Here is a 25,506-nt window from a genome sequence, read left to right on the forward strand (position 1 = left end):
TTTTATTTTAAAGTTATTTTACCTGCATCTATTTCATAGTTTTCAATTATTTGCGTATTCGTAATCAGTTTCAATATGGTCTCAAGCTTCTGATCTCGACTTAATTCTCCTGTAAATCTTTTAGATCTCAGCGCTTCATTTTCAAATTTGAATTCAACATTATACCAACGACCAAGCACTTTGGTGATCTCTTCCAGAGATCGACGTCTAAAAACAAAGTCTCCTTTTATCCATGCGATCTCAGTATTGACATCTACGGTTTTCACCGTTAAATTATGATCCATTTTAGATAGTATTGCCTGATCCCCTGGCACCAACTTGAACGCCCGTCCCTGATTTGCACTTATAGTAATTTGGCCTTCAGACAGTGTTGAATAGACATATTCTTCCTCCTGATAAGCTTTAATATTAAATTCAGTACCGGTCACAACGATCAACTGATCAGAATGTCTTACCTGAAATCCATCCCCCCCATTTTTATGTGCTGGCGAAATATCAAAATATGCCTCTCCGTATTCCAGTATCACTTCTCTGGATTCATTTGGTCTGAACTGAATGGGATATCGCATTCGGGAATCTGCATTCAATAAGACCTTGCTTCCATCTGACAACTCTAACCTGTAGTATCCACCTCTTGGAATTGTGAGTACATTATATACCAACGCTTTGTCTGAACGAATAGAATCGCTGTACCTAAGTAACTCACCATCGCTTTCCGCATTTCCTAAAACCAATTTTTCATCTTTATCAAGAGTAATACTTACACCATCCTCAAGTTGCAGGATCGCTTTACTGGATCCTGGCTGAAATTTATTATTCTCAACGATTTGTAAAGGTTCCTCAATCGTATTTCTTCCTTTCTGATGCAGGATAAATATTCCGAAAAGTATACTAGCAGCTATGGAAACTACACCTGCAATTCTTAGGTGTATTACCCTGCGCCTTTTACTTTCCAGTGCATCTATATTACCTTTTATGAAAGATGCAATACGGTTAGATTTTAACTGGGTCATATTAAAATTAATCGCATAGTTTAACCGTATCCAGGATTGAAATATCTTTCTATTATGTTCATCCTCCAGCCATTCATTCAAACAATCAAGTTCCGCAGCAGTAATGGAACTATTGAAATATTTAATAATGAGTACGTGTGCCTCTTCAGGTTTCATTTACGTATAATTTCTAGTATTAAAACAAGTCTCACCTTAAATACCCTACCTTATCTTTAAGAAAAAATTATTTTATTTTTGTTTTTTTGTAACCAACCACAATTCCCCCTTTATGTCTCTCACAGATAATCAAGTTCTGATAAGATCTCTGAATCAAAGCGATAAAAAAGCCTTCATTGCTCTGGTGGAAAAATACCAACATCCATTGTTCGTTTATGCCAACAGCTTTGTAAACAATCCAATGCTGGCAGAGGATATTACCCAAAATGTGTTTATTAAAGTATGGGAACAACGGACCAAACTAAATTCGGAATACTCACTGAAAACGTATTTATACAGGTCAGTTTACAATGAATTCATTAACCAGTACCGTAAAGAAAAAAGTGTTTCAAAAGTTGAATCTATTTATCTGGAGACACTCCAATCTATCATAGAAGAAGAGGAACAGGAAAATACCGATGCTGTTATCGCTCTGGTAAGATCTGCGATCGAATTGTTGCCTGAAAAATGTAAAAGAATTTTCGAATTAAGTAAACAGGAAGGACTTACCAATATTGAAATCTCCGAATATCTGGGTATTTCCATCAAGACCGTCGAAAAACAGATCACCAAAGGGTATAAAATCATAAGGGAAAATGTCGGAGAAAAGATTAAATTAATGCTTTTCACTGTTCTATCGATCCGTAAACGTAACGGAAAAGACTGGATCCCAAACCAAGGGTAAACTGTGAAATATTCGGCGATCACGCCCTTTTTAGGGAAGAATCTCTATTGATTGTTGCTTTTCAACCGGTTTTTTAATCCGGACCGTGATTCTGGAATAATTCCATTCCTCCTGAATGAGCTCTGCAAATATATCCATCATTGCTGAGCCTTTGTTCCCTCGAATTCTAACCGTGGAAACCACATTCTTATAGTCATCACTATAATTTACCTCTCCCTCAACAATCGCCATTTTATCCAGTGGCTCAAGTTGGCCTAAGGTTTCCTTTATTCGTGAATCTCTGGCTATCATTTCCATGGCATCTTTATATAGTTGTTTATCATTATAGGCCTGTACAAGATCTCCCGAAATACCCGATAAGCCGGAGGTAAAGAATATGAAAACTCCTAAGACAGTCACCAGAGCCGGAATTATCCATTTCCAATTTCTGCGGAACCATCCCTGCGATGGTATTGATGTGTGATGCATTATATATGAGCTATTTTGACCTCAATTTACCGTTTTTCGATTCGGAAAAGCTAGGTTAAATCATAATTTTCTATTAAAAATAAAATCGCCCATCCTGTAAAAAGAATGAGCGATTACTAAATCAAACCAAATAATTGCTTCTGAATCCGTGGTGACCGTGCCAAATACCAAAATTTTAAAATTCCTTCTCAAAGCCCTTAAAACAGCTTCAATTCTTATAAAATTTAAAATATCTCAGCTAATTTCCTGTCTAAAGCCTCCTCATCTTCATGGCTCCCACTGTAACGACCTACCACAACACCGTCAGGTCCAACAAGGATCTTAGTGGGTAATGACGAAATATTATAACCGTCACTGACCCCATCATCCAGCAATTTAAAACTACCGTTTGAGCGATCAACTTTCATACCCCTAAGTACATGTCTCCAAACGCCAATACCGTCGTCCTTAACCGCTTTTCTCCAGGCATCAGGATTGCTATCATCATCAGAAACGCCTAGTATTTCCAGACCTTTAGGATTATATTTCGCATAAAGGTCCAGTAGATGTGGATTTCCCTTTCTGCAGGGTACACACCAGGAAGCCCAGAAATCGATCAGAAGATATTGTCCTTTAAAATCAGACAACCTGATCGGGTTCCCACTAATATCTATCGTATTAAAATCTCCTGCTAATGCGCCGGGAACACCTTTAGCCATATCCTCGATATCTTTTTCGATCCGCTCAGCGAATTCTCCCTTTTTGAATTCCTCGGGAAATTTGGCATATATGGATTTTGCTTCTTCTGCAGATAAATCGTTCAAACTAAAATAGAAGTTGTTAAAGCTCACATAGGATTGCGGATGGGTTCGAATAAAATCCAGCATTGTCGCCGACATTTCTTCATAATAGGGTGTCAGATCGTTTCTGAGATCATCATCCTTCCATTTCAAGGCTTTCTTTTCTTCTTCGGTAGTTGCCTTATCATATAGATCCCTGTTCGCCTGGAAAGCTTGCAGTTCTTTATTATACTTCGATGCTAACTGCTCGCGTTCCCTGCTGAGCGAAGTAACTTCCTCCTGAAGCTTAGTTCCGCTGAATTCAGTATTCTCAAAGCTTGCCATATCCAGTTTCATTTTGATCACAGCCGGTTCAAGATAAATATTTACTTGTGAAGGTTGTTGCCTGAAATCTGTACCGCTCGCCAATGTTGCTGTTTCTACGATTCCGGGTATCTTCCCATCAATAACAAAGTTACCATCAATCACCTTTACCGTATCCGTTTTATAGCCATCCGGCCCCTTGGAAAATAAGAAAAGATCGCCTTCATTCATACCTTTAACTTCACCGAGTATTCGATAATGTCCGGGCTCAAGTTCAACGCTATTTTCTTTACAGGAAGTTACCAGGATCAATGTAATGATCAGATATATATATCTCATATCAAATGTTTTAATGTTTATAGTCTGTTCTTTTTAAGTCTTTCTATTCAGCAAAAAGCTCCTCCAATTTCTGGTCCAGCTTTTCACCATGTAAGTTTCTTGCTATAATCAGTCCTTGCTTATCGATAAGAATGGAATACGGCAGGTAAGGCGCAGCATATTCTGTAATGACGCGAGCCGTATATGGAGGTCCGGCATCTCTTGGTGGAAATTCGTCAACCACTTGCAACCAGGGTAATCCGTCATCGACAATCGCCTTTTTCCAGGCATCATGTTTGGAGTCGTTCGAAACTCCCAGGATCTCCAGTCCTGCATGCTTATAGGTATCATAGAGTTCTTTCATATGCGGAAAGGATTCACGGCATGGCACACACCAGGAAGCCCAAAAATCGATAAGCACATATTTTTCTCCTTCCAGATCGGAAAGTGAAAAATCTGAACCATCCGGAGTTTTCAATGTAAAATCAGGGGCAGGTTTTCCTACGGCCACTTTCTTTTGAAGGTTTAGCGATTTTACCAGATCTTTATGGTAAGAAGATCTTTTAACTTCCTTGCTGAACCCATTTACAATCAACTCAAGGTCTTTGATATTCTCCCCGATGATCTCGGTCTGAAATTTCATATAGTAGGCAGCCACATAGGACTCAGGATGGCTAAGCGCATAATTCTTGACATAGGTGTTTCTAAATGCTGCGGCTGCATCTCTGGCTTCATTCACAACATTTTCCATGTCAGCTAATTCCGGTGAATCCTTTGGTAATTTTTGCATTCGGGCATATACCTTCTCCAGATACTGTAATTGTGGTGATTCAGTCAATCCCTTTTTAAATTCAACATATTCTTCATGAACGGAAGATCCGTCGATAGTTGTCAAAAGGTGGTTACGCTCTGTTTCATGCACATCCGCAGTTATAGTGATCTCATCCGGTGAAGCAAAGACCTCCATGAACAGGGAATCATTCACATTCAAATAAATCAGTTCTGGTGAAGACAATTTACCCTCGATCTCAAACGCTCCATTTTTAATAGGATAGACAGAATCCTTGAAGTTTAATTTCCCGGAATCGATACCTTCGATCCTACCGTACAACTTAAAGGAAGTTTCCTCATCATCCTGCTCATTTTTCATTTTTTGGCAAGCGTTGAACACCATCAGAACCAAAAGGTAATATCCGATTTTAATTTTCATAGTCGATAAATTTTGGGAATCAGCCATTATCAAGAAGTTTTGATAATGGCTGATAGTGATTTTTAATAGCCTGGATTCTGTATTACAACTCCTCCAGCTACATCCAGAGACTCCTGTGGAATTGGAAATATAAATTTATCCGGATCTGTAGCCGTTGGCTTCTCGTCGACCACCTGAAATCCGGAACCAAATCCATCGGTATAATCATATCGAATCAGATCATACCAGGACTCCCCTCCTTCGGCCTGTAGTTCCGCCAGTTTTTCCTTTCTTACTGCAGTGAGGAAATCTTCATATCCGATCGTTGCAGGATAAGTTACAAATCCATCACCTCCATTAGGGGTAGCACCTGCTCTCAGCCGTATCGCATTCAGTGCCTCCAGAGCCTCAGGGGTTACTGCGTTATTTGCACGGGCACTGGATTCCGCAAGGATAAGATAAACTTCTGCTATCCTCATATGAATAAAGATCTCATAAGACCCACTGGAGAAATACGATGTATATTTGGAGGTCCAGTAACCGCCGTAAGAGGTATTTGTGTTCATGATGGCAGGTATTCTGTTTTCATCGATGGTGATGTCCTGACCGTTTACTGTAAAGATCGCAGAAACCTCATCGATATAAGACTGCGTAATGGCTGCAAAGAAGCCACTATAATAATTCCCAATACCTATTCCCGCATTACTTTCCCCACGGGTTCCAAAAAGAATCTCTGAAGTATCAAAGATTGCTTCCGATTCATGGTCTCCGAAGATCGAGGTATAATCCGATTCCAATTGAAAATCGGAAGTAAGGAGGTCAATAGTCTGAGAAGCAACTTCAGCCGCAGCTGCATAATCTCCTTTATATAATAATACTCTTGCTTTTAATCCTCTGGCAAAAGTTTTATTCACGTAATACTTAGCTCTAAGTTCTGGAGCCATTTCAATACCGGCATCCAGATCAGCTAGAATGGATTCATAGGTTTCTGATACCGTATTTCTTGGCATCGCTGTCTCACTGCGTACCGGTTCATCTCTGAGGTTGATTCCATACTCTGAATTCACATCATAGAATTGGCCAAAATTTCTCAAAAGATAAAAATCGGCCAGTGCCCTTAATATTCTGGCTTCCCCTATTATACCTTCTCTTCGGCCTTCGGTTACAAAAGCTTCATCAGAGAGTTCTCCTACCTTTTCGATCACCCAGTTCGCGCGATTTACAAGATCGTAAAGTCCGGCATAAATTCTTCCTTGATTGGTAGCATTCACTTCCAATGGCGCATTATTGATCCATCCCGCATATTCAGGTCGTGTAGCATAAGAAGCTGACACCTGTGCTTTACCACTCAAAATATCAGGAATAATGAACATTTCAGGAAAAGCTCCACCCGAACTCTTTTGTCTGAAGGTAGCATAGATTCCTGTTAAAGCCAATTCAGCGGTTTCTTCATTATTGATCGCAGTTTCTGCATCTAAAGCATATAAAGGCTCATAGTCATCCAGTTCTTCTGCCAGTTCACATCCCTGAAATGAAAATCCGGAAAGGAAAAGCAGACTTATATATAGAATTTTGATGTTTCTCATTTTTAGTGTATTTGATTGGTGTTGAAATACATTCATAATCTAGAATTTTACATTTACGGATAAGGTAAATGTTCGTGATTGCGGATACGCAAGCCCTGTATCGTTGGCATATCCGGTGGATCTCCCGGCAAAGGAGAAGGTATTAGCATCTTCAGGATCCAACCCGGGATAGTCTGTGATCGTAATCAGATTATTTCCACTCAACACCAGACTGGCACCTGATACACCGGTATTTGCAAACCATCTCGATGGAAATCTGTACCCTATCGAAGCTGACCTCAAACGAATATAAGAGGCATCCACCACTGATCGTGAGGTATGGGTATAACCATTGGTTCCCGATCCCAATCTGGCGTATTTAGCATCCGGGTTATCAGCAGTCCAGGTATCATGAACAAGGGTCGTTAAATTTGCCTGAGGATCCACATAGTAGAAATTCGAGATACCATCATAGGCTCTTTCGATTCCGGACACAAAATTCCAGTTCATCGTAAAGTCCCAGTTCTTATAGCTAAGGGTATTATTCCAACCTCCAAATAAGTCAGGATTCATATCCCCGATCGAAGTTCTATCCGAAGTATTGATGATCCCGTCGCCATTTACATCGCGGAAAATATAATCACCGGGAGCGAGTAACGTACTTTGATAAGTACCCCCTGGTGCTGTCTGGTTCATTGCATCGATCTCGTCCTGTGTCTGAGCAATCTTTACGACATCATAACCAATAATAGTTCCGATCGGCTCTCCTTCTACGATACCCGTCTGTGTACCGGCATTCCCAGAATACAGATTATCCACATTATTTTTCAGGGTAGAAAGATTAATACTTGAATTCCAAACGAAGTCGTCAGTTCTGAAGAGGTCTCCGCCGATTGAAATCTCCCATCCTTTATTCGAAACATCTGCAACATTCGCATTCCAACTCGTTGCACCTGTTTCATAAGTAACCGGCACGAAAAGGATGATACCAGAAGTATTCTTTTCATAATACACCACTTCCCCTACCAATCGGTTATTGAATAATCCGAACTCCAGACCCAGATCGAGCTGATCGGTTTCTTCCCAGTGAATACCAGAATTTGGCACTCCGGTTACCGCGATCCCGTTCACCCCTCCATAGAAAGAATCATTATTCTCCAGGGCCTGATAGTAGGCCAGGTAAGTAAAAGAAGGAAGGTTATCGGATCCTGTTTTCCCCAGGGATGCTCTTAGCTTCAACTGATCCAAAAAGGAGGCATTCTTCATAAAGTCTTCATTATGCATATTCCAGGCTAAGGCTCCCGAAGGAAAGAATCCATACCGATTGTCAGGACCGAATTTGGTAGACCCGTCTCGTCTTGCTGTAAAGGTGGCGAGATATTTATCTGCATAATTGTAATTGATCCGTCCGAACATGGAATTCAAACCTTGCTCAATGCTCTCACTTTCAGCACTGTCGAAATAAGATGCTGAATTGATATCCGTAAGAATATTATCGTCTGGAAAACCGCGATAATTCTGTGAATCGGCATCATATCTGCTGCGATCCCATGAAATTCCCAATACCGCATCCAGTGTATGCTTTCCTCCAAAGGTCTTGTTATAAGATAGTGTGTTATTAAAGGAAGTTACCCAATTCTCATTGGTCTGTACGGTTAACTGCGCTCCCGGACGATCATAATAAAGCCCGTAGAACAAACTGTTCGAACTTTTGGAAGTCGAGAATACATCAATATTATCGTTCTTTACCCCAACATTGATCTGCGATTTAAATTTGAGTTGGTCTACAATACGAATTTCTCCATATACCGATGCCAGTAAATTCTTGGCAATGGATTTATTACGTGTTTGCATCCCATCACCCAGCAAGGTATATTGTTCTCCATAGGAACCTTCATAAGTAGAATAGGATCCATCATCGTTATAAGGAGACAGGTCCGGACGAAAATCTCCCACAGCCAGGCTATTGAAGCCTTTACTTTTGTTGATCGAATAGTTATAATTTATGGTGGTTCCTACTTTGAAACCATCGGTAACATTAGCATCCAGCGCTGAGCTGATACTATAGCGTTTAAAATTATTCTCGATCATTACACCATCCTGATCAGATAATCCGAGTGAAACATTATAGGATACATTTTGAGTACCTCCATTCACATTAAAACGATATTCATTCCATAGGGCATTATCCCGGGTAATTAAATCCTGCCAATCGGTATCGGCATTCCCGAAATATTCAGGGTCATTCAAGATCTGAATCTGATTTGGATATATCAGCGACCAGTAAGCTTCCGGGTACGGTGAATTATCAAGCGTTTTTTGAGCCTGTTCCTTTATAATGCCTTTCCATTCTTCAGCTCCAAGGTAGTCATAGGTATTGATATTGTTTTGAATAGCAGATCGCATGTTAAAACTAAAACTAGGAGCAGTATCACGCTTACCGCGTTTCGTCGTGATCATGATCACTCCGTTCGCTGCTCTGGAACCGTATATTGCTGCAGAGGAAGCATCTTTTAAAACATCGATGCGCTCTATATCATTGGGATTGATCGCCAATAACGGGTTTTCTCTTTCCCCGTAATTGATGAGTCCGAGGCTTTCGGAGTTTGGCGTGGTAATGATAGGAACCCCATCAACAATATAGAGTGGTTGGTTATCACCACGGATTTGGCTTAAACCTCTGATATAAACCCGGGCACCGGCACCTGGTGCTCCACTGGTACTTTGGACGTATACTCCGGAGATCTGACCGACTAAAGCCTGATCCACAGATTGGGTTCTGATCTGTTCGATCTGTTCCGATTTCATAGTACCTACTGTACCGGTAAGATCTTTTTTACGGGTTTCACCATAACCCACAACCACTACTTCATCGAGTGCGCTCACATCTTCTTCCATGGTAACATTCAGACTAAGTTTACTACCCACCGGTATCTCCTGAGTCTTAAAGCCCACATAGGTGAATATCAATATGTCATCAGGACCTGCAGAAACTGCAAAATTACCTTCTGTGTCGGTAGCCGATCCCTTATTCCGGCCTTTGATCATTACGGTAACTCCCATTAAAGGCACTCCATTTTCATCGGTTACCTTTCCTGAGATAATTACCTGCATTTTCTGCGTGAGAATGATCCGGTTCTCATTGAAGAAGTCGAATTGGAAGTTCCCATAGTTCATGGTAGATTCCAGCAATTCCTTAACGGTTGTATTTCCCTTTTTCAATGTCACCTTCGGAAAATCCGTGAAGAGATCAGACAGATAAATAAAAGTGTAATCGGTCTGCTGCTTAATGATCTCAAACACTTCATCTATAGCGACCTCTTTATCGGTATCGATAACGATCCTAGCATTCTGAGAGAAGGTATATTCGGAAGTAAATCCGAATACAGCGGTGCAAAAAAGAAATAGAAAAGTTTTCATAATAGAAAGCATCAGCCTCCCTATTAAAGGGTGGGGGTTTCCCTTAAAATTTAATTTCATAAATTTGGATGTTTTGGTTAGTTGGACTTGATTAATTAAAACACAAAAGGGAAATTCCGGAGCGTTTTGTGGAAGATTCGTGCCGGACTCCCTTTATTTTTTATAGTATTATCACCTTATTTTCATAGACTTCATATTTAAAATTACTGGTTGATTGCATGATCATTAGAATCTCTTCAAGATGTTGTTCCCGTTTGAATACTCCATTGAATTGAAGTGATCTGTATTTTTCTGTTTTAAACTGGAATTCGACATTATACCATCTGGACATAACTCTAGCGATCTCATCGAATGCCATATGATCAAAACTAAAGGTACCTTTGATCCAGGAGGTAGCATCATAGGTATTTACACTTTTAACTGAAATGTTCCCCTTTTCAGTGTCTACTTCAGACTGTTCTCCGGGGATTAGTATCTTTTCACCAATCTTACTTTCCACCTTTACTTTTCCTTCAACCAAGGTTGTTAAAATGGATGATTCTTCCTGATAAGCTTTCACATTGAACATAGTCCCCAAAACCGAAACCTTCTGATTTTTATTGATAACTTCAAAACCGTTCCCGGAATTTAAATTACTGGAAGTCACTTCGAAATATGCCTCCCCATAAATAAGCTCAACAGTCCTTATCTGATGTGTATTAAATTTAACCGGATATTTTATTTGGGTCTCCGAGTTAAGATAAACCATAGTTCCATCGGAGAGTTCCATTTTAAAATGACCGCCTCTGGGAATTGTGAGTGTATTAAATACCTGCTCTTCGATTTTATCCGCTCCGTGCCTTGTATATTGGAGATTTTCTCCATCACTTTTAAGGCTCTCATTACTAAATACAACACCTTGTCCTAGTACCACTTCACTCCCATCGTTCAAAGTAAGAACCGCCTTATCTACTCCCGGCGCGATCTTGGGTGCAGCAACCACTGTATTCTCTGAAGGATCAAACACCTTTTTACCCAGGTATAGAAATACACCTAAGACAAATACTGCTGCCACCGCCGAAGCAATACGTAAATAGCGAACCTTGACTTTTCTGTTTGCCTTATTTCTTTCGGTTCTGATACGGTCGAGGAAATACTTTTTAGCCTCAAAAGTTTCAAAATCTGCAAAGAGCAGATCTGAGGAATAATTCAATTCGATATATTCCTTAAATAAAGTATCATTCTGTGAATCCTTTAACAGGTTCTCCAGAGTTTCCATCTCCTCTATAGAAATGGATCTTGTCAGATATTTAACTATTAATTCTTCCAAAGCTTAGCGCCTGATTACTGGTTCTATATATTAAAGACGAACTCCAATTTTCTTCCCACTACTTTTATTTAATTTTTTTTTAATATTTATTTAAAATTACTAACCTTTACGACTTGGTGAAGCTCATTAAGCAATGATCATATGAGATTAAGACTATGAACAAGAGCGATTTCGATAACCGGGATGAATTTATAACCTCCTTAAAAAAAGGTGATGAACAAGCCTACGAACACCTTATGGACACCTATTATCAAAGATTATGTGTCTATGCTATAAGTCTTACCAACAATTCCATGGAAGCTCAGGATATCGTTCAAAATGTTTTTTTCAGATTCTGGAAAAAAAGACATTTGATCACCATCGAATCTTCCATTAAAGGTTTGTTATATAAGTCGGTGTATAATGAATATATCGATCATTATCGGAAACGTATGAATCTTCTAAGGTTAGAAGAACGGTATATCGAACACTTGAATACTATTCTGGAAACAGATGATTATGAAAGTAATCACAGACTGATGAATCAGATCTTTAAGATCGTTGAGGCCTTACCTCCAAAATGCAAAGAAACCTTTCTGTTAAGTAAAAAAGAAGGACTGAGTAATATAGAGATCGCAGATTATATGAAAATCTCCCAGCATACAGTGGAGCGTCATATCACCAAGGCTTTTAAAATTATTCGCAGTCAGCTACTAAAAGATCCCGCTAAGAATGATCACGATAAGGATCATTTTAAAGGCAGTAATCTTTTAAAATTTATCTTCAAACCACTTCAAAAGATAAAAAATCCGAATTTTCAGTTATAATTACCTGATTAAATTATTCCCATGCACCTGTTTTGAATTAGATCGATCTAGTCTTTAGCAGAACCTATCATAGACTTTCAGAACAAAAAGAAACTGTTTTCGACACCTGCACATCAGTAATACCGCCTGGTATTTAACTCCTGAAGGATAATTTTAATAAAAATAATTGTATATTAGTGAATATCAATAACTTATGATTAAAAATTCAAATTATGAACAAACAAGTTTTATCATTAAAATGTTTGATGGCGGTGTTATTTGCACTTCCATTCCTGATGACTGCTCAGGATAAACCTAACATTTTGATCATTTGGGGAGATGATGTGGGAATGTGGAACATCAGTGCATACCACCGCGGAATGATGGGTGGAAGTACTCCAAATATTGACCGGATTGCTAAAGACGGGATGATCTTTATGGATCATTATGCCCAGGCGTCCTGCACAGCCGGACGTGCAGCTTTTATTACGGGGCAGTATCCTATGCGTACGGGATTAAGCACAGTTGGACTTCCGGGTGCACCACAGGGAATACAGGCTAAGGATCCTACACTGGCTGATCTATTAAAGCCTCTGGGATATGCAACCGGGCAATTTGGGAAAAATCATTTGGGAGACCGGGATGAATTTCTTCCTACTGCTCATGGATTTGACGAATTCTACGGTATTCTGTATCATTTAAATGCAGGAGAATACCCGGAACAGTACGATTTCCCTAAAGATGAACAATTTGTAGAAAGTCATAATCTGAAAGAAAGAGGAATCATCCATTCCTATGCGGGAAGCAACGGAAATCAGAAGATTGAAGATCTTGGACCCTGGGGAAAAGAAGTACAGCGGAATCTCGATCAGGATGTACTCCAACAGTCAAAAAGATTCATTACCGATGCGGTTAAAGACAATAAACCGTTCTTCGTATGGCATAATACCACTCGTATGCACTATCGTACCAACCTTAATGATCATTATGACGGGATCACTGGTTATGGAACCTATGCTGATGGTATGAAAGAATTAGATGATGATGTTGGTGAATTACTGGATCTTTTGGAATCTTTAGGAGTAGACGAAAATACCATCATTATGTTTTCTACAGATAACGGAGCTGCTTCAAATAGCTGGCCTGATGGAGGAAATCAACCCTTTCATGGGGAGAAAGGTGCCGGAGGCTGGGAAGGTGGATTCAGAGTTCCGATGCTGGTAAAATGGGACAACCATATCCCTGCAGGTACCGCCACCGGTGAATTCATGACCATGGAAGACTGGATCCCTACACTCATGGCTCAGGTAGGACAGAAAGACCTCAAAAGCCAATTATTATCCGGAAAAAAGGTGGGGAATAAATCTTTCAAAGTACATCTGGATGGATATGACCAGAGTGATATCATTCTGAATAACGGTAAATCCAAGCGGAAAGAATTCTTTTATTTTACGGAAACTACACTTCATGGTATGCGATACGGCGATTGGAAAGTCTTGTTCAAAGATCAGGAGAAATGGTTCAGGGCACCTCAAACGGATCTGAGTACTCCAATCATTATTAATTTAAAACTGGATCCCTTTGAAAGATTTGTCAATGCTAGAGGATATGACGAATGGGCCGAGAACAGAAGTTGGGTATTAGGACAAATAGGAACCTATTTAGGTCAGTTTCTACAAACCTTTAAGGAATTCCCGCCAAGCCAGGAAAGCTATTCTGTGCAACTGGATGATTTTAACGGACTTCTAAAAAAAGTGATCAGTGATTGATAAATGAAACAATATAAAAGGATTAAGGAGGTTTTGATCATGAATCAAGCCTCCTTTTTTCTAAGGCATTTTAGCATTTAATGTTAGAAGATCAATTAATATATCCACACAGTCAACATAAACCTGCCATATACTTACCCCCTATACTTTCTCAATTAAAGGAAAAATGTACTTGCCTTTTATAATAGAAATAGAGCAATGCAAAACCGATCAACGCAAAGAACACACCAGGTACTGCGGTGTGTTCATAGGAATATCCCATTTCTGCTGGAATGCCACCGGCAAAGGCTCCAATAGCATTCCCGAGATTAAAGGCTGCTTGTGCCAACGAAGCTCCCAATAATTGACCTCCTTCCGAATTTTTCAGCAACATGATTTGTTGGGGAGCCGATAAAGCAAAAAGACAGCCCGTTCCCACAAACATCAATGCCACTGAAATTATCGGATGCGATGCCAAAAAGAATATCCCGATAAGCACACAGGCAGCAATGGCCTGAGTGATCATCGCTATATATTCCGGAGAATACTTATCGGAAAATCTTCCTGCCAGAATATTTCCCGTGACCATTCCCATTCCTGCGATGATCATAATAAAACTAAGTGAATCCTCTGAGAAACCGGAAACCTGCGTCATCACTTTACTGATATAGCTGTACCAGCAGAAAATTCCCCCGTTACCAAACATTATTGCCAAAATCAAAAGCCATGGCACCCAACTCTTTAAAAACCGAAACTGCCCTTTGAAGCCTGTATCCGGCATAGGAGCCATATAAGGGATCCATCTCCAGAGCGCAAAGAAAGTGACAAACCCCCAGAGACCTACTAAGCCATAAGTGATTCGCCAACTTATCGTATGGCTAAGGAAGGTACCAACGGGCACTCCGGCAAGATTTGCTATGGTCATCCCAGAGATCATGGCGGCTACCGCTGCATTTTCCTTTCCTCGCGGGGCCAGTTTACTCGCCACAATCGAACCTACGCCAAAATACGCTCCATGGGGCAATCCGGCAATAAAACGGGAACAGGCCATTAACATATAGGTAGAAGCGATGGATGACAACAAATTACCCACACAAAACAAGGCTACCAGAAAAAGCAAGGTTCTTTTTAGAGGTGTTTTTCGGGCAAAGAGTACAATGGAAGGTGCTCCAACACAAACTCCGATTGCATACCAGGAGATCAATTGACCGGTAAAAGGGATTGAAACACCAAAGTCGGCTGCTATATCGGGAAGAATTCCCATCATCACGTATTCAGAGATTCCTAAACCCAGGGTTCCCAACGCCAGTGCTAAATAACTTTTTTTCATAGGAAATTTCTTATCACTTTGCGGAAGTGATAAAAGCTAAATTTAAAGGTCAAAAGGTGCAAATTTCCTGTAATTATGAAGATAACCTTTGTAAAAGCCTATGTAAAAATTGTAAAAATTAAGTTAATTACAACACGGTATCAAATACGAGTTTCTATAAATCAAATAGACCGCCTGATACAAGATCAGACGGTCTGAAGGATACTAACTCAAATATAATTATCCCTGGTATTTTACAGAGAAACCGCTAAGGATTAATGAATATCCCACCATAATTTGGTGTGAAGATCATCGGTTCCCTGGATTGCAATGATTGCGTTATAGTTTTCCTCGTTAGCACTTTCTACAGTAGCAGAGTATGCATGACGTACAGGAATTCTTGGATCAGCAGCAAACTCTGACGGAGTCAATGCAGGTGCATCAAGTCTTCTCCATTCAGCCCATGCTTCAGGTCCGTTCATATAAAGTGCTATCCATTTCTCATATGCGATCGCATCGATATCCACTGTGGTATGACTCGCCAGATAATCATCGATATCAGCTGCATCAACACCCCAGTAATCCATAGAAGCTGCAATTCCTTCTTCGAAAAGGGTTGCCGCATCTGATCCGGTATTCCATCCGTTCAACGCAGCTTCAGCCATAGTCAGCTTCATTTGAGCAGCGGTGAAAATTGGAGTTGGATAGGTATTATCATCATAAATAATGATCGCAGGAGGGAAAGAGTAATCGGGTACGTTACCATTTACTTTACCATCAGGAGCTCCGACATAAGCTGCATCGATTCCTCCTGGGAATGCAGGATTTGCATATACAGAATCTCTGGCAGGCTCAGCATACTTGAAAAGTCTTGGATCAAGATTTGAACGAAGCGCTTCCACCATTGTTTCAGCTACGATATAATCCTCACGAGTCTTAAATCTGTCATGCCATGGGCTATCACTTGCATCATCAGAGGTATAAGGAAATTCGATGTTATCTGCATTACTGTCGATATAGTTACCGGAAGCGATAACTTCTTCGAATTTACTTTTAGCAAGTGTAGGATTAACGTGGGAAATTCTAATTGCCAAAGTCATTTTAAGAGAGTTGGCAAAAATAACCCAACGGTCCATAGAACCACTGAATAAAATATCTCCATCAGGTCCATTTGCATCAAGATCGATCAAATCCAGTGCTTCTTCAACCTCTGCGAACATGGTGTTATAAAGTTCTTCCTGAGTATCGAATTTTGGTTGCGGACTGTCAATTCCCTGAAAAGCTTCAGACCAGGGAAGTCCTCCCCAACGGTCGGTCATGAATTGAAGGATATAAGCTCTGATAAGCTTAGCTACAGCTACCTGGTTTCCATTATCACCATAGTTTCCTGCTTCATCCATAGTTGCCTCATCAGTATTCAGTTTGATGATCTCATTAAGGTTCTGAATCGGACCGACATAATAATCATTATAACTATAGGTCAATGTTGAATAGCGAGATTCACCCGGATATTGTCCTTCAGTGATCTGCTGGGTATAAAGAATACCCGTCATGTTGGTCCCGATAGAAGAGATCGTCTTTTCCGCCTGTGTCAGTAACTGTGAAGTCACCGCTGCTGTCGGACCATTCGGGTTGTCATTTACATTACCAAAATCTACAGAATCACATGAATATGAAAGTATGGCTGCACCTGACAACAGTGTTATCTTTTTTAATATGTTTTTCATTTGTCTGTTTTTTAGAAAGTTAGTTTAACATTCAAACCGAACGAAGAAGTCATTGGTAAATTTCCACCTTCTGCCCAGTTCACTCCACTTCTTTTCTCTAACTCCGAAGGATCAATCCATGGAAGATCTGAATCGATCAACCAAACGTTGTTACCCAGTACTGATACCTGTGCAGAATCAAGTCCTAGTCCACCTACTAAATCAGTACCAAAAGTATAGGTAAGTTTAATAGTTCTCAATTTCAGATAACTTGCATCGTGAACGTTGTTTGAATAAATGTTCCCTAAGTTACCACTGTTGAAGTAATCTTGTGCATCCACATAAGTATCTACAACGGTTCCATCAGAAGTTGGGTTACCATTGCTGTCTGTTCCTGTTTGAAGAACACCCTGAATGTGAACACCACCACCGTCAGCAACCGGATCCCTTAAAGGATTTCCAAGGTCGTTCTCACCTGCGGTATAAGAGGTAAGACCAGAGTGGTCCATATATCTTTCTGTTCTTGAGTAATACAATCCACCATGCTGACCGTCAAATCCTAAGAATAATCCAAGATTTTTATAACGGAGGTTTGCGGTAAGACCATATGTATAATCTGGTAATAAACTACCTAATTTAACATTACTCGCGATTGCGAATTTATCTGTACTGGTATAGATAATGCTTCCATCTGTATGACGAGCAAAATCAGTAGCATAGAATGCACCGTACTCTTCTCCAACTTTCGCCAACAATCTCATGTTAGAAGTATACGTACTGATCTCGTAACTATCGATATCATTGTAGATCTCATCAACAACTTTCTTAAGTGTTCCTAGGTTAGCACTGATGTCAAAAGAGAAATCTTCAGATTTCAAAATGGAAGCTCTAAGAGCGAATTCCACACCGGTAGAAGTAGTTCTACCAGAGTTCAGTGTAATTCCGGTATATCCGGTCGATCCATCAAGACTAACATAAGTTGGGATCTCATCATCGATTCTGTTGAAATAAGTAACATCAAAACCAATTCTGTTTCTTAAGAAACTTAATTCTGTACCGATTTCATACTCATCTCTCACACCACCGATAAGGTTCGGATTGTTCTGAGTACCAGAAACACTAAGAGTACCATTCCCTTGGTAAAGAGAACCAGCATCATAAGTTGCAGAGATCTGATAAGGATTCGGGAAATAAGGTGCACTTGCATAACCTGCTCTTAATTTCGCAAAGGTTAGGAAATCATTCTGAGGGAATAATTCATGTACCAGGAAACTTCCTGAAATTCCATAAGTGGTAACACTATTATCATCAGGATTTACAGTAGAAGACCAGTCAACCCTGTAAGACCCATCAAGATAAAGCATGTTAGCATACCCTAAGGATGCCTTTGCGAACATACCTTTGGTTTTACTGTTTCTATAATAAGAAGATACTGATGCTGGATCCTGAGAACCGGCAAGGTTATAGAACTCAGGAATTGTTAGATCACCGTTGGTGTTCGCATTAAGATCCTTACGCTTGTTATCAACCATATCTCCACCCACAGAAACTTGCACATCAAGCTTATCATCTAAGAACTTATTCTTATAGTTCGCCATAGCGAAATAGTGTTCTTTGGTATCTCTTCTTTGGTATTCTGAGTAATACCCCGGATCCAATAATGATTTTGTAGTAACACGGTCATTTCCGTAATAAGAAGTGAATGAAGAACGAATCTCCGCAAGTACATCGAAATGCTCATCAAATTTATAAGTAAGGCTTAATTTACCATAAACCGCATTCTTTTCATCATTTCTTAAGTTTTCATAAGTCTGGAAGTAAGGCATATCCCAATATAATGGTCTTGGATCTCTTGGACCACGAATGTTCCATGAAACGATCTGTCCGTTACGCTGATAGCTTCTCAAACGACTCATATCCAATTGACGTTGCCACCACTGGTTCATGTTCGAACCTAGTCCACCATATCCCTGATCAGGGTTATTTAAAGTAGTTCTATCCTGATAGTTAACGTTTGCTGTAACTTTGAATTTTTCTGTAATATCGAAAGCAGCATTTGTTGAGAAATTGACTGTCTTTCTTTTTGAATTTGGAATGATCCCTTCCTCATCAACAAGGTTGATACTAGATCTTACATTATAACCTTCACCTGCTTTCGCAAAATCAAGTGTGGTATTGAATGTAGGAGCAGAGTTGTAGAAATTCTTTACGTTGTTTGGGTTTGCTTCCCATGCTCTTAATTCCCCGAATTCAGGAGTTCCAGGAACCCAAGAATCCCAGTGACGAACCATTTGACCTTCGAATCTTGGCCCCCAAGACTCATCAGCCCAGAAATCAGGATACATTTGTCCGTCAAATGAAGCCCAAGACTCAGGATCTACTGCAGGATCGTAATTAAAAGTATTGAATGTCTGGCTGTAACCTCCACCATATTCATTCTGATAATCCGGTAAAGCCGCGATCTGGTTGATCATAGTTGTATGATCGATAGAGAAAGTCGCTTTTCCTGATTTAGCAGTTTTAGTAGTGATCACCAATACCCCGTTCAATCCTTCAGGACCGTAGATCGCTGTTGCAGATGCACCTTTCAGTACCGACATATCTTCGATATCTGCCGGGTTGATGTTACCGATATCATCAACGAATACACCGTCAACAACATAAAGTACCCCAGATTCACCTCTTAACTTGATCTCAGAATTTCCAAAGGTAGAACTCGAATTACCAACGATCTGCACCCCGGAAACTTTACCAGCCAAGGCGTTGTTGATATCCACTTGCTTACCTTCCTGAATTGCTTCCCCGGAAACACTCTGCTGAGAATATCCAAGTGCTTTTTTCTCACGTTGTATACCAAGACCGGTAACAACCACCTCATCAAGAGCCTGAGCATCTTCTTCGAGGGTTACATCATAAGTATTAGAACTACTTACAATAACTTCCACCGTTTTCATTCCGATGTAAGAGAAAACCAGTGTCTGACCGACACCGGCAGTAATGGTATAATTACCATCAAAATCAGTTTGTGTACCTTCCGAAGTTTCCTTCACTTGAATGTTGGCTCCCGGAAGCGGCAAACCTGTTTGATCAGTCACCGTCCCTGTGACTGTCTTTTCTTGTGCAATAGCTAACTGCACAACTAACGCCATAAATAGCGTCAGCAATCCTTTAAAGTTTTTCATACGAATTAAATTGGTTAGCGCCACGAATGTAAATATTCTGTTAATATTTCCAAAAACTTTAAAAAAATTTCATGCGATTTCAATAACTTTTATGAATAAAGCGCTATTACCGTTAAATTCTGCGAAAAAAGTAATAATTCTTCAGTTTTATTTGCAATCTTTTTAAACCACTATATACTGATCTGATTTACAATTATTTAACCTTGTTAAAACCTGTGATTATCGAATTTTGAGGGAATACGCCAACCTAACTCTAACGTTTGAGAATTAGACCGATAGGTCTTTTTTAACGATTCCATATTTTAAACCCCAAAAAGTTAAGAAATTATTAACTTTTTAATTATGAAAGAATTTTACTATAAAATAAATCTTAAAGTCTATTAAAAAATGTTAACACGTATGGTATATTTTCCTCATAAGTCCAAAAAACGGTAATATCAGGTCAAATTCTAACATGTTCTGAATTTGTATAATTTCTTTACTCCTAAATATGAATACAAATAAATAAGTATGGCTCCAGGCCGGAATCTAAACCCGATCATACTTAGTTCTAGCTGTATGGTTAAAAAGTGGTCGTTTACTTATGATCAGTAACATATATTGATTTATTGATTATTTCAGTAAAAACCGGATGATCTGCCCCCCCCCTAATTATTGAAACTCGAAATCACATTTATGAAAATCACTTCTTATAAAAAGATTAGAAAGATCATCCTTACGGTATTGATTTCAGGATTCATTATCTATATGATATCCGGAGGGTTAATCTACTTCAATCAGGAAAAGTTAATCTTCCATACTAATGTTCTGGCAGCAAATCATAATTTCGATTTCAGGGAGAATTTTGAAGAAATAAACATTCCCACCGCAGATGGTAACACACTTAACACGCTTCTGTTCAAATGTAACAATCCTAAAGGCGTGGTTTTCTATTTACACGGAAACGCAGGTAATCTTCAGGGATGGGGTGTAAATGCCCGAAAATTTCTGGAACATGATCATGATGTATTTATGTTGGACTACAGAGGATTTGGAAAAAGTACCGGAAGTATTGAAAGTGAAGAACAATTCCTCAAAGATGTGCAATTAGTCTACGATACACTTAGATCCCGTTATGAGGAAAACAAAATTACCGTATTGGGATATTCCATCGGAACCGCTCCTGCCGCTAAGATATCTGCAGACAACCATCCAAAACGTCTTATTCTTAACGCTCCATATTATAGTCTAAACGACCTAATAGCGCATAATCCAAATTTTGGTTTCACTTCCATCTTCCCTATATCATTATTATTGAAATACGAATTACCGAATTACCGTTTCCTGGCCGATTGTAAAGTACCCATTACCATTTTTCACGGCAAAGATGATAAACTCATCTACTATGGTTCCTCCCAAAAGCTAAGCGAATTTTTTAAACCGGGAGATACGCTTATCGGACTTGAGCATACCGATCATAATAATATTACGCAGAATCCTATCTATCAGCGTATGCTTTTTGCGATTCTACAATCCGACTAAACTTTTAAAGTTGACAAAATTCTATTTTGTATAGACCGTTTTACCTTCTTTAATAGTTTCAAGAACCGAAATATTCATGATATCCATAGGATCTACCTTCAGTGGATTCCTATCAAGGATTACCAGATCGGCAAGTTTCCCGGCTTTCAGTGTCCCTTTTGTATCTTCTTCGAAATATTGATAGGCAGCCCATTTGGTGATACTGGAAAGTGCTTCATACGGACTCACCCTTTCGTCGGGTCCGATTATGTCACCACTCCTGCTCACCCTGTTCACTGTAGTATGCAGGATCATAATACTACTGGGTAAGGCCACCGGACAATCATGGTGTTCTGTAAAAATCATTCCCTTCTTTAAAGCGGTAGCAGTTGGTGAAATTCTGTAAGCACGCTCCTTACCTAAGGTTTCATCCCGATGCCAGTCACCCCAATAATAGGTATGCATACTAAAAAAGGATGGCATGATGTTCAATTCCTTCATAGCATCCAATTGATCAGGTCTTACCGTCTGAGCATGGATCATTACTGTTCGTCGTCCGTCCATTCCATAGGTTTCTTCTGCAGAACGCACCGCTTTAATGTATTGATCACCTGCCGCATCACCATTACAATGTGCCAGTATTTGCCAATCATTCGCAAATGCAGAATCTACCAATCTGATCACTTCATTATCATCTTTTATAGCTGGATAGCCTTTATAATCTGCCGGCTGACCTGGAGGTGGTACTACATATGGTTTTGTCAACCAGGCTGTTTTACCCTGAGGAGAACCGTCTAAGGATAATTTAACTCCTGCTATTCTGAAATGATTCTCATAGGTGTCACTGTCTCCATTGGCGATCATATATTTCAATTGCGACTGAATATCAGGATAGGCTGCTACATCGATCGGTAACTCATTCCGTGCAGCAAGTGCTTTCCAGGTTTCACAATTTGCATCAGTTGCTCTCCCTTCCTGCGCAGTCGTATACCCGAATTTCTTATAGGCATCTAATCCGGCAAGAGCTATCGATTCATTTGCCGAGGTATCTAATCCGCCCATAGCTTTAAACAATGGAATGAACATGGCCATTTCCTCCAAAACTCCATTTGGTTTCTCAGTTCCTTCCTCCCTTCGTATAGACCCTCCAGGAGGATCCTCAACGCCATCTGTATAACCGACCATTTCAAGTGCTTTATGATTCATAGATCCCAAATGTCCGGATTGATGTATGATCAATACCGGAATATCTTCAGAGACCTCATCCAGATCATCTGCCGTTGGATGTCGCTTTTCTTCTAACTGCGAATCATCATATCCAAAACCGATAATGGCACCATACTTTTGAACAGTTTCAGAGTTATCCGCTGCCCATTGTTTCAAAAGACTGATTACAGCCTCAACGCTATTACCAGTTCCATCTGGTGGGGGGAGTAAATTTGCAGAGACCGCCTGAAAACCGGCATTCCAGACATGGCCATGGGCATCGATAAATCCAGGTAACAATGTTTTACCATTAAGATCCACCATTGTATGTCCGACACCTGCCTGTCGCATCGCCTCATCTCTTCCCCCGGTATAGGTGATTTTTCCATCAGCGATCACCAGGGCATCTACATATTCCGGAGATTCTCCCTCCATTGTCACAATATCCCCATTAAAATACACGGTACTTACACTCGCTTGTTTCGTATCCGCTTCTTTATGTTTGGATTCTCCCTTACATGCCGATAAAACCAGGAATAAAATGAATAATAATTTAAAAGTACTTTCTTTCATTTGATAACCTTTAACCCGTTAATAATCTTTCTTGTTTGATCTGAAATGAAATTTTCTGAATAATTACAATAAAATTAACGAAAACCCCACAAATAAACTATATTAAACATTGATTTTCAATATATTAATACTCATAAAATGCACTCAGACACGTTATTAAATAACCTAAGTAAACTAATGGAAGATCTTATACAAAGAACTTCAGTATTTAAAGCACTTACCGATGAACAACTCAATTTCAGAATTCATGAATCAAGCTGGAGTATTCTGGAATGTCTGGAACATCTGAACCGGTATGGTAATTTTTATATCCCCGAGATTCGAAAACAAATCTTAAATTCAAAAAGCACACCTGATAAAAACTTCAAAAGTGGATTACTGGGCGGGTACTTTGCAAATTCCATGCTCCCCAAAGAAAAGTTGAATAAGATGAAAACGCTGGCTTCGATGAATCCTATTGGTAGTAAACTAAATCACGAAGTAATCGATATCTTCATAAATCAACAAAAGAAAATCCTGGAATTACTTTTTTTGGCGAAGCAAGTCAGTCTTAACAAAACCCGATGCAGTATTTCCATCGCCACCTGGATAAAGCTTAAATTAGGAGACATTTTCAGCATAGTAATCAATCATAATCTAAGACATGTTGTTCAGGCAGAAAATGTAATGAAAGGACAAATAAAGTAAGCGATAACCACTTTAGCCATTTTCTACCTATCGGTCTGTTACTATTGAATTATATTATTAATTTACAACGCTTTAATTTTCACTTTTATATTTCTATTTCACCGAATAAATGAAACTACTTAAACGTCTCCTGAAAATCATTTCAATACTTGCAGGACTCCTTCTCATAGCCATTTTAGTGATTCTTTTGATCGATTCAAACAACACCTCCTTTTTAAAACCTGATTCCGAGGCCTCCTCTCTACTCCTCGTAAAGAATGTTAACATTATACCCATGACCTCTGATACGGTTCTCTATCATAAAGATCTACTTATCGAAAATGGGAAGATAAGTAGAATAGCTGATTCCATAAATGAAACGGAAGCTGAGATTTTGGAGGGCAACAACAGGTTTCTGCTTCCCGGACTCATCGATATGCATGTTCATGTATGGGATAAATATGAACTTGGTCTATATCTTGCAAACGGAGTAACCTCTGTACGGAATCTATGGGGAATTCCCATGCATTTGAGACTTAAAGAAGCTATCAACTCTGGAAATATGATTGCACCGGAATTCTTTACATCAGGACCTAAACTTACCGGCCCTGAATTCATCGGAGATGACAACCTGCAATTAACCACTGTTGAAGAAGCGAAAGCCAAGGTGAGTTCCTATAAGGAACGAGGTTATGATTTTATCAAAACCTATTACGGACTTACTCCGGATCTATATGATGCGATTCTTGAGCAGGCAGAATTATCGAATATGGATGTAGTGGCACATGCCTCTCAAAATGTGGATTACACCTATCATTTTAATCCTCAGATCGCTTCGATAGAACATACAGAAGATATTGTACAGTTACCACTTGACTTTAAAATGGATACGCTTGAACTTCAAAAGATCGTAGATGACTTCATAGCATCTCCCCATACTTCTTTTTGCCCTACATTAACCGTATTTAACAATATCCATGTGCTTTTATCGGATAAGGATGTTCTTTCTGAGGACCGTCTTAAAAACATGAACCCACTGATTAGAATGGTAGACAGTAAAGCTCAGTATGATCGATGGGAATACACAAAATTTCAGGATTCAACCATAACTGAAAGAATTGAGGCGCAACATAATTTCCATTTATTTATCGTAAAACAACTCCATGATAATGGGGTACGCATTATTTGTGGAACCGATGCCGGAATCGGAATTACCGAACCGGGAAGATCGATACATCAGGAAATGGCCTTTTACAAAGAAGCAGGACTTTCCAATTACGAAGTGCTTAAAACCGCCACTGCGAATCCGGGAAAAACCCATAAACTGATGCAAAATCTCGGAACGGTGGAAGTTGGAAAGCATGCTAATCTTTTATTGGTGGAAACCGATCCGACTGAGGATCTGAAAACACTTGAAACTCCCACTTATGTACTCATTAAAGGAATGGTACTGAATCAGCAAAAATTAAATCTGTTCAAGGAAAAAGCAGCCGACCGAAACAACCTCATACCAACTGCACTTAGATATGCAGAAAACCTCTGGATTGAAAAGTAAAACTTTTTTTCATGTTACGGGGTTACATCGTA

17 protein-coding genes are annotated in these 25,506 nt (G+C 39.6%); 6 read left to right on the plus strand and 11 right to left on the minus strand.

The window, feature by feature from the left end; all coding sequences use genetic code 11:
* Positions 1 to 2: 2 nt before the first annotated feature.
* On the minus strand, positions 3 to 1,169 hold the full coding sequence (locus DMZ48_RS15070; RefSeq protein ID WP_143955993.1) for a FecR family protein: 1,167 nt from the start codon (positions 1,167 to 1,169) through the stop codon (positions 3 to 5).
* Between the two features lie 112 nt (positions 1,170 to 1,281).
* Between DMZ48_RS15070 and DMZ48_RS15075 the strand changes: the two genes are divergently transcribed.
* Positions 1,282 to 1,893 carry an RNA polymerase sigma factor gene (locus DMZ48_RS15075; protein WP_143955994.1) on the plus strand — a complete coding sequence of 204 codons (612 nt, stop codon included), beginning with the start codon at positions 1,282 to 1,284 and terminating at the stop codon, positions 1,891 to 1,893.
* Between the two features lie 30 nt (positions 1,894 to 1,923).
* Here the strand turns inward: DMZ48_RS15075 and DMZ48_RS15080 are convergent, their stop codons facing one another.
* The 6 genes from DMZ48_RS15080 to DMZ48_RS15105 all read right to left on the minus strand — a co-directional run bounded on the left by DMZ48_RS15080 (position 1,924) and on the right by DMZ48_RS15105 (position 11,244).
* Entirely contained in the window at positions 1,924 to 2,361 is a 438-nt protein-coding gene (locus DMZ48_RS15080) for a cytochrome c oxidase assembly factor Coa1 family protein (protein WP_143955995.1), read from the minus strand.
* Between the two features lie 224 nt (positions 2,362 to 2,585).
* Positions 2,586 to 3,782 carry a TlpA disulfide reductase family protein gene (locus tag DMZ48_RS15085; protein WP_143955996.1) on the minus strand — a complete coding sequence of 399 codons (1,197 nt, stop codon included), beginning with the start codon at positions 3,780 to 3,782 and terminating at the stop codon, positions 2,586 to 2,588.
* Positions 3,783 to 3,825: 43 nt separating this feature from the next.
* On the minus strand, positions 3,826 to 4,971 hold the full coding sequence (locus DMZ48_RS15090; RefSeq protein ID WP_162558736.1) for a TlpA disulfide reductase family protein: 1,146 nt from the start codon (positions 4,969 to 4,971) through the stop codon (positions 3,826 to 3,828).
* Positions 4,972 to 5,033: 62 nt separating this feature from the next.
* On the minus strand, positions 5,034 to 6,536 hold the full coding sequence (locus tag DMZ48_RS15095) for a RagB/SusD family nutrient uptake outer membrane protein (protein WP_162558737.1): 1,503 nt from the start codon (positions 6,534 to 6,536) through the stop codon (positions 5,034 to 5,036).
* Positions 6,537 to 6,575: 39 nt separating this feature from the next.
* Complete coding sequence (locus DMZ48_RS15100; protein WP_162558738.1) at positions 6,576 to 9,935, minus strand: SusC/RagA family TonB-linked outer membrane protein; 3,360 nt, start codon at positions 9,933 to 9,935, stop codon at positions 6,576 to 6,578.
* A gap of 160 nt (positions 9,936 to 10,095) precedes the next feature.
* On the minus strand, positions 10,096 to 11,244 hold the full coding sequence (locus DMZ48_RS15105; protein WP_143956000.1) for a FecR family protein: 1,149 nt from the start codon (positions 11,242 to 11,244) through the stop codon (positions 10,096 to 10,098).
* Between the two features lie 155 nt (positions 11,245 to 11,399).
* Here DMZ48_RS15105 and DMZ48_RS15110 point away from each other — a divergent pair, with 155 nt between their 5' ends.
* Together DMZ48_RS15110 and DMZ48_RS15115 are read left to right on the plus strand one after the other, a co-directional pair.
* On the plus strand, positions 11,400 to 12,050 hold the full coding sequence (locus DMZ48_RS15110) for an RNA polymerase sigma factor (protein ID WP_143956001.1): 651 nt from the start codon (positions 11,400 to 11,402) through the stop codon (positions 12,048 to 12,050).
* Between the two features lie 212 nt (positions 12,051 to 12,262).
* Positions 12,263 to 13,798 (plus strand): arylsulfatase, encoded by a 1,536-nt coding sequence (locus DMZ48_RS15115; protein WP_143956002.1) that lies wholly within the window; start codon positions 12,263 to 12,265, stop codon positions 13,796 to 13,798.
* Between the two features lie 151 nt (positions 13,799 to 13,949).
* On the opposite strand, the gene araJ is transcribed toward DMZ48_RS15115, so the two are convergent.
* The 3 genes from araJ to DMZ48_RS15130 form a co-directional block, all read right to left on the minus strand.
* Complete coding sequence (araJ, locus tag DMZ48_RS15120; RefSeq protein WP_143956003.1) at positions 13,950 to 15,107, minus strand: MFS transporter AraJ; 1,158 nt, start codon at positions 15,105 to 15,107, stop codon at positions 13,950 to 13,952.
* Between the two features lie 254 nt (positions 15,108 to 15,361).
* Positions 15,362 to 16,813, minus strand: a complete 1,452-nt coding sequence (locus tag DMZ48_RS15125; RefSeq protein ID WP_143956004.1) for a SusD/RagB family nutrient-binding outer membrane lipoprotein — start codon at positions 16,811 to 16,813, stop codon at positions 15,362 to 15,364.
* Positions 16,814 to 16,824: 11 nt separating this feature from the next.
* A complete protein-coding gene (locus DMZ48_RS15130) occupies positions 16,825 to 19,974 on the minus strand; it encodes a SusC/RagA family TonB-linked outer membrane protein (RefSeq protein ID WP_143956005.1) in 3,150 nt (1,049 codons plus the stop codon).
* Between the two features lie 675 nt (positions 19,975 to 20,649).
* Between DMZ48_RS15130 and DMZ48_RS15135 the strand changes: the two genes are divergently transcribed.
* Complete coding sequence (locus DMZ48_RS15135) at positions 20,650 to 21,495, plus strand: alpha/beta hydrolase (RefSeq protein WP_143956006.1); 846 nt, start codon at positions 20,650 to 20,652, stop codon at positions 21,493 to 21,495.
* A 21-nt stretch (positions 21,496 to 21,516) separates the two neighbouring features.
* Here the strand turns inward: DMZ48_RS15135 and DMZ48_RS15140 are convergent, their stop codons facing one another.
* A complete protein-coding gene (locus DMZ48_RS15140; RefSeq protein WP_143956007.1) occupies positions 21,517 to 23,253 on the minus strand; it encodes an amidohydrolase in 1,737 nt (578 codons plus the stop codon).
* Between the two features lie 177 nt (positions 23,254 to 23,430).
* On the opposite strand from DMZ48_RS15140, the gene DMZ48_RS15145 reads away from it, so the two are divergent.
* Positions 23,431 to 23,940, plus strand: a complete 510-nt coding sequence (locus DMZ48_RS15145) for a DinB family protein (RefSeq protein WP_242009229.1) — start codon at positions 23,431 to 23,433, stop codon at positions 23,938 to 23,940.
* 109 nt (positions 23,941 to 24,049) lie between these two features.
* Positions 24,050 to 25,474, plus strand: coding sequence for an amidohydrolase family protein (locus DMZ48_RS15150; protein ID WP_143956009.1), 1,425 nt, complete (start codon positions 24,050 to 24,052; stop codon positions 25,472 to 25,474).
* Positions 25,475 to 25,506: the final 32 nt, after the last annotated feature.

This window comes from Robertkochia solimangrovi (assembly GCF_007279655.1).
GTDB classification, from domain to species: Bacteria; Bacteroidota; Bacteroidia; order Flavobacteriales; family Flavobacteriaceae; genus Robertkochia; species Robertkochia solimangrovi.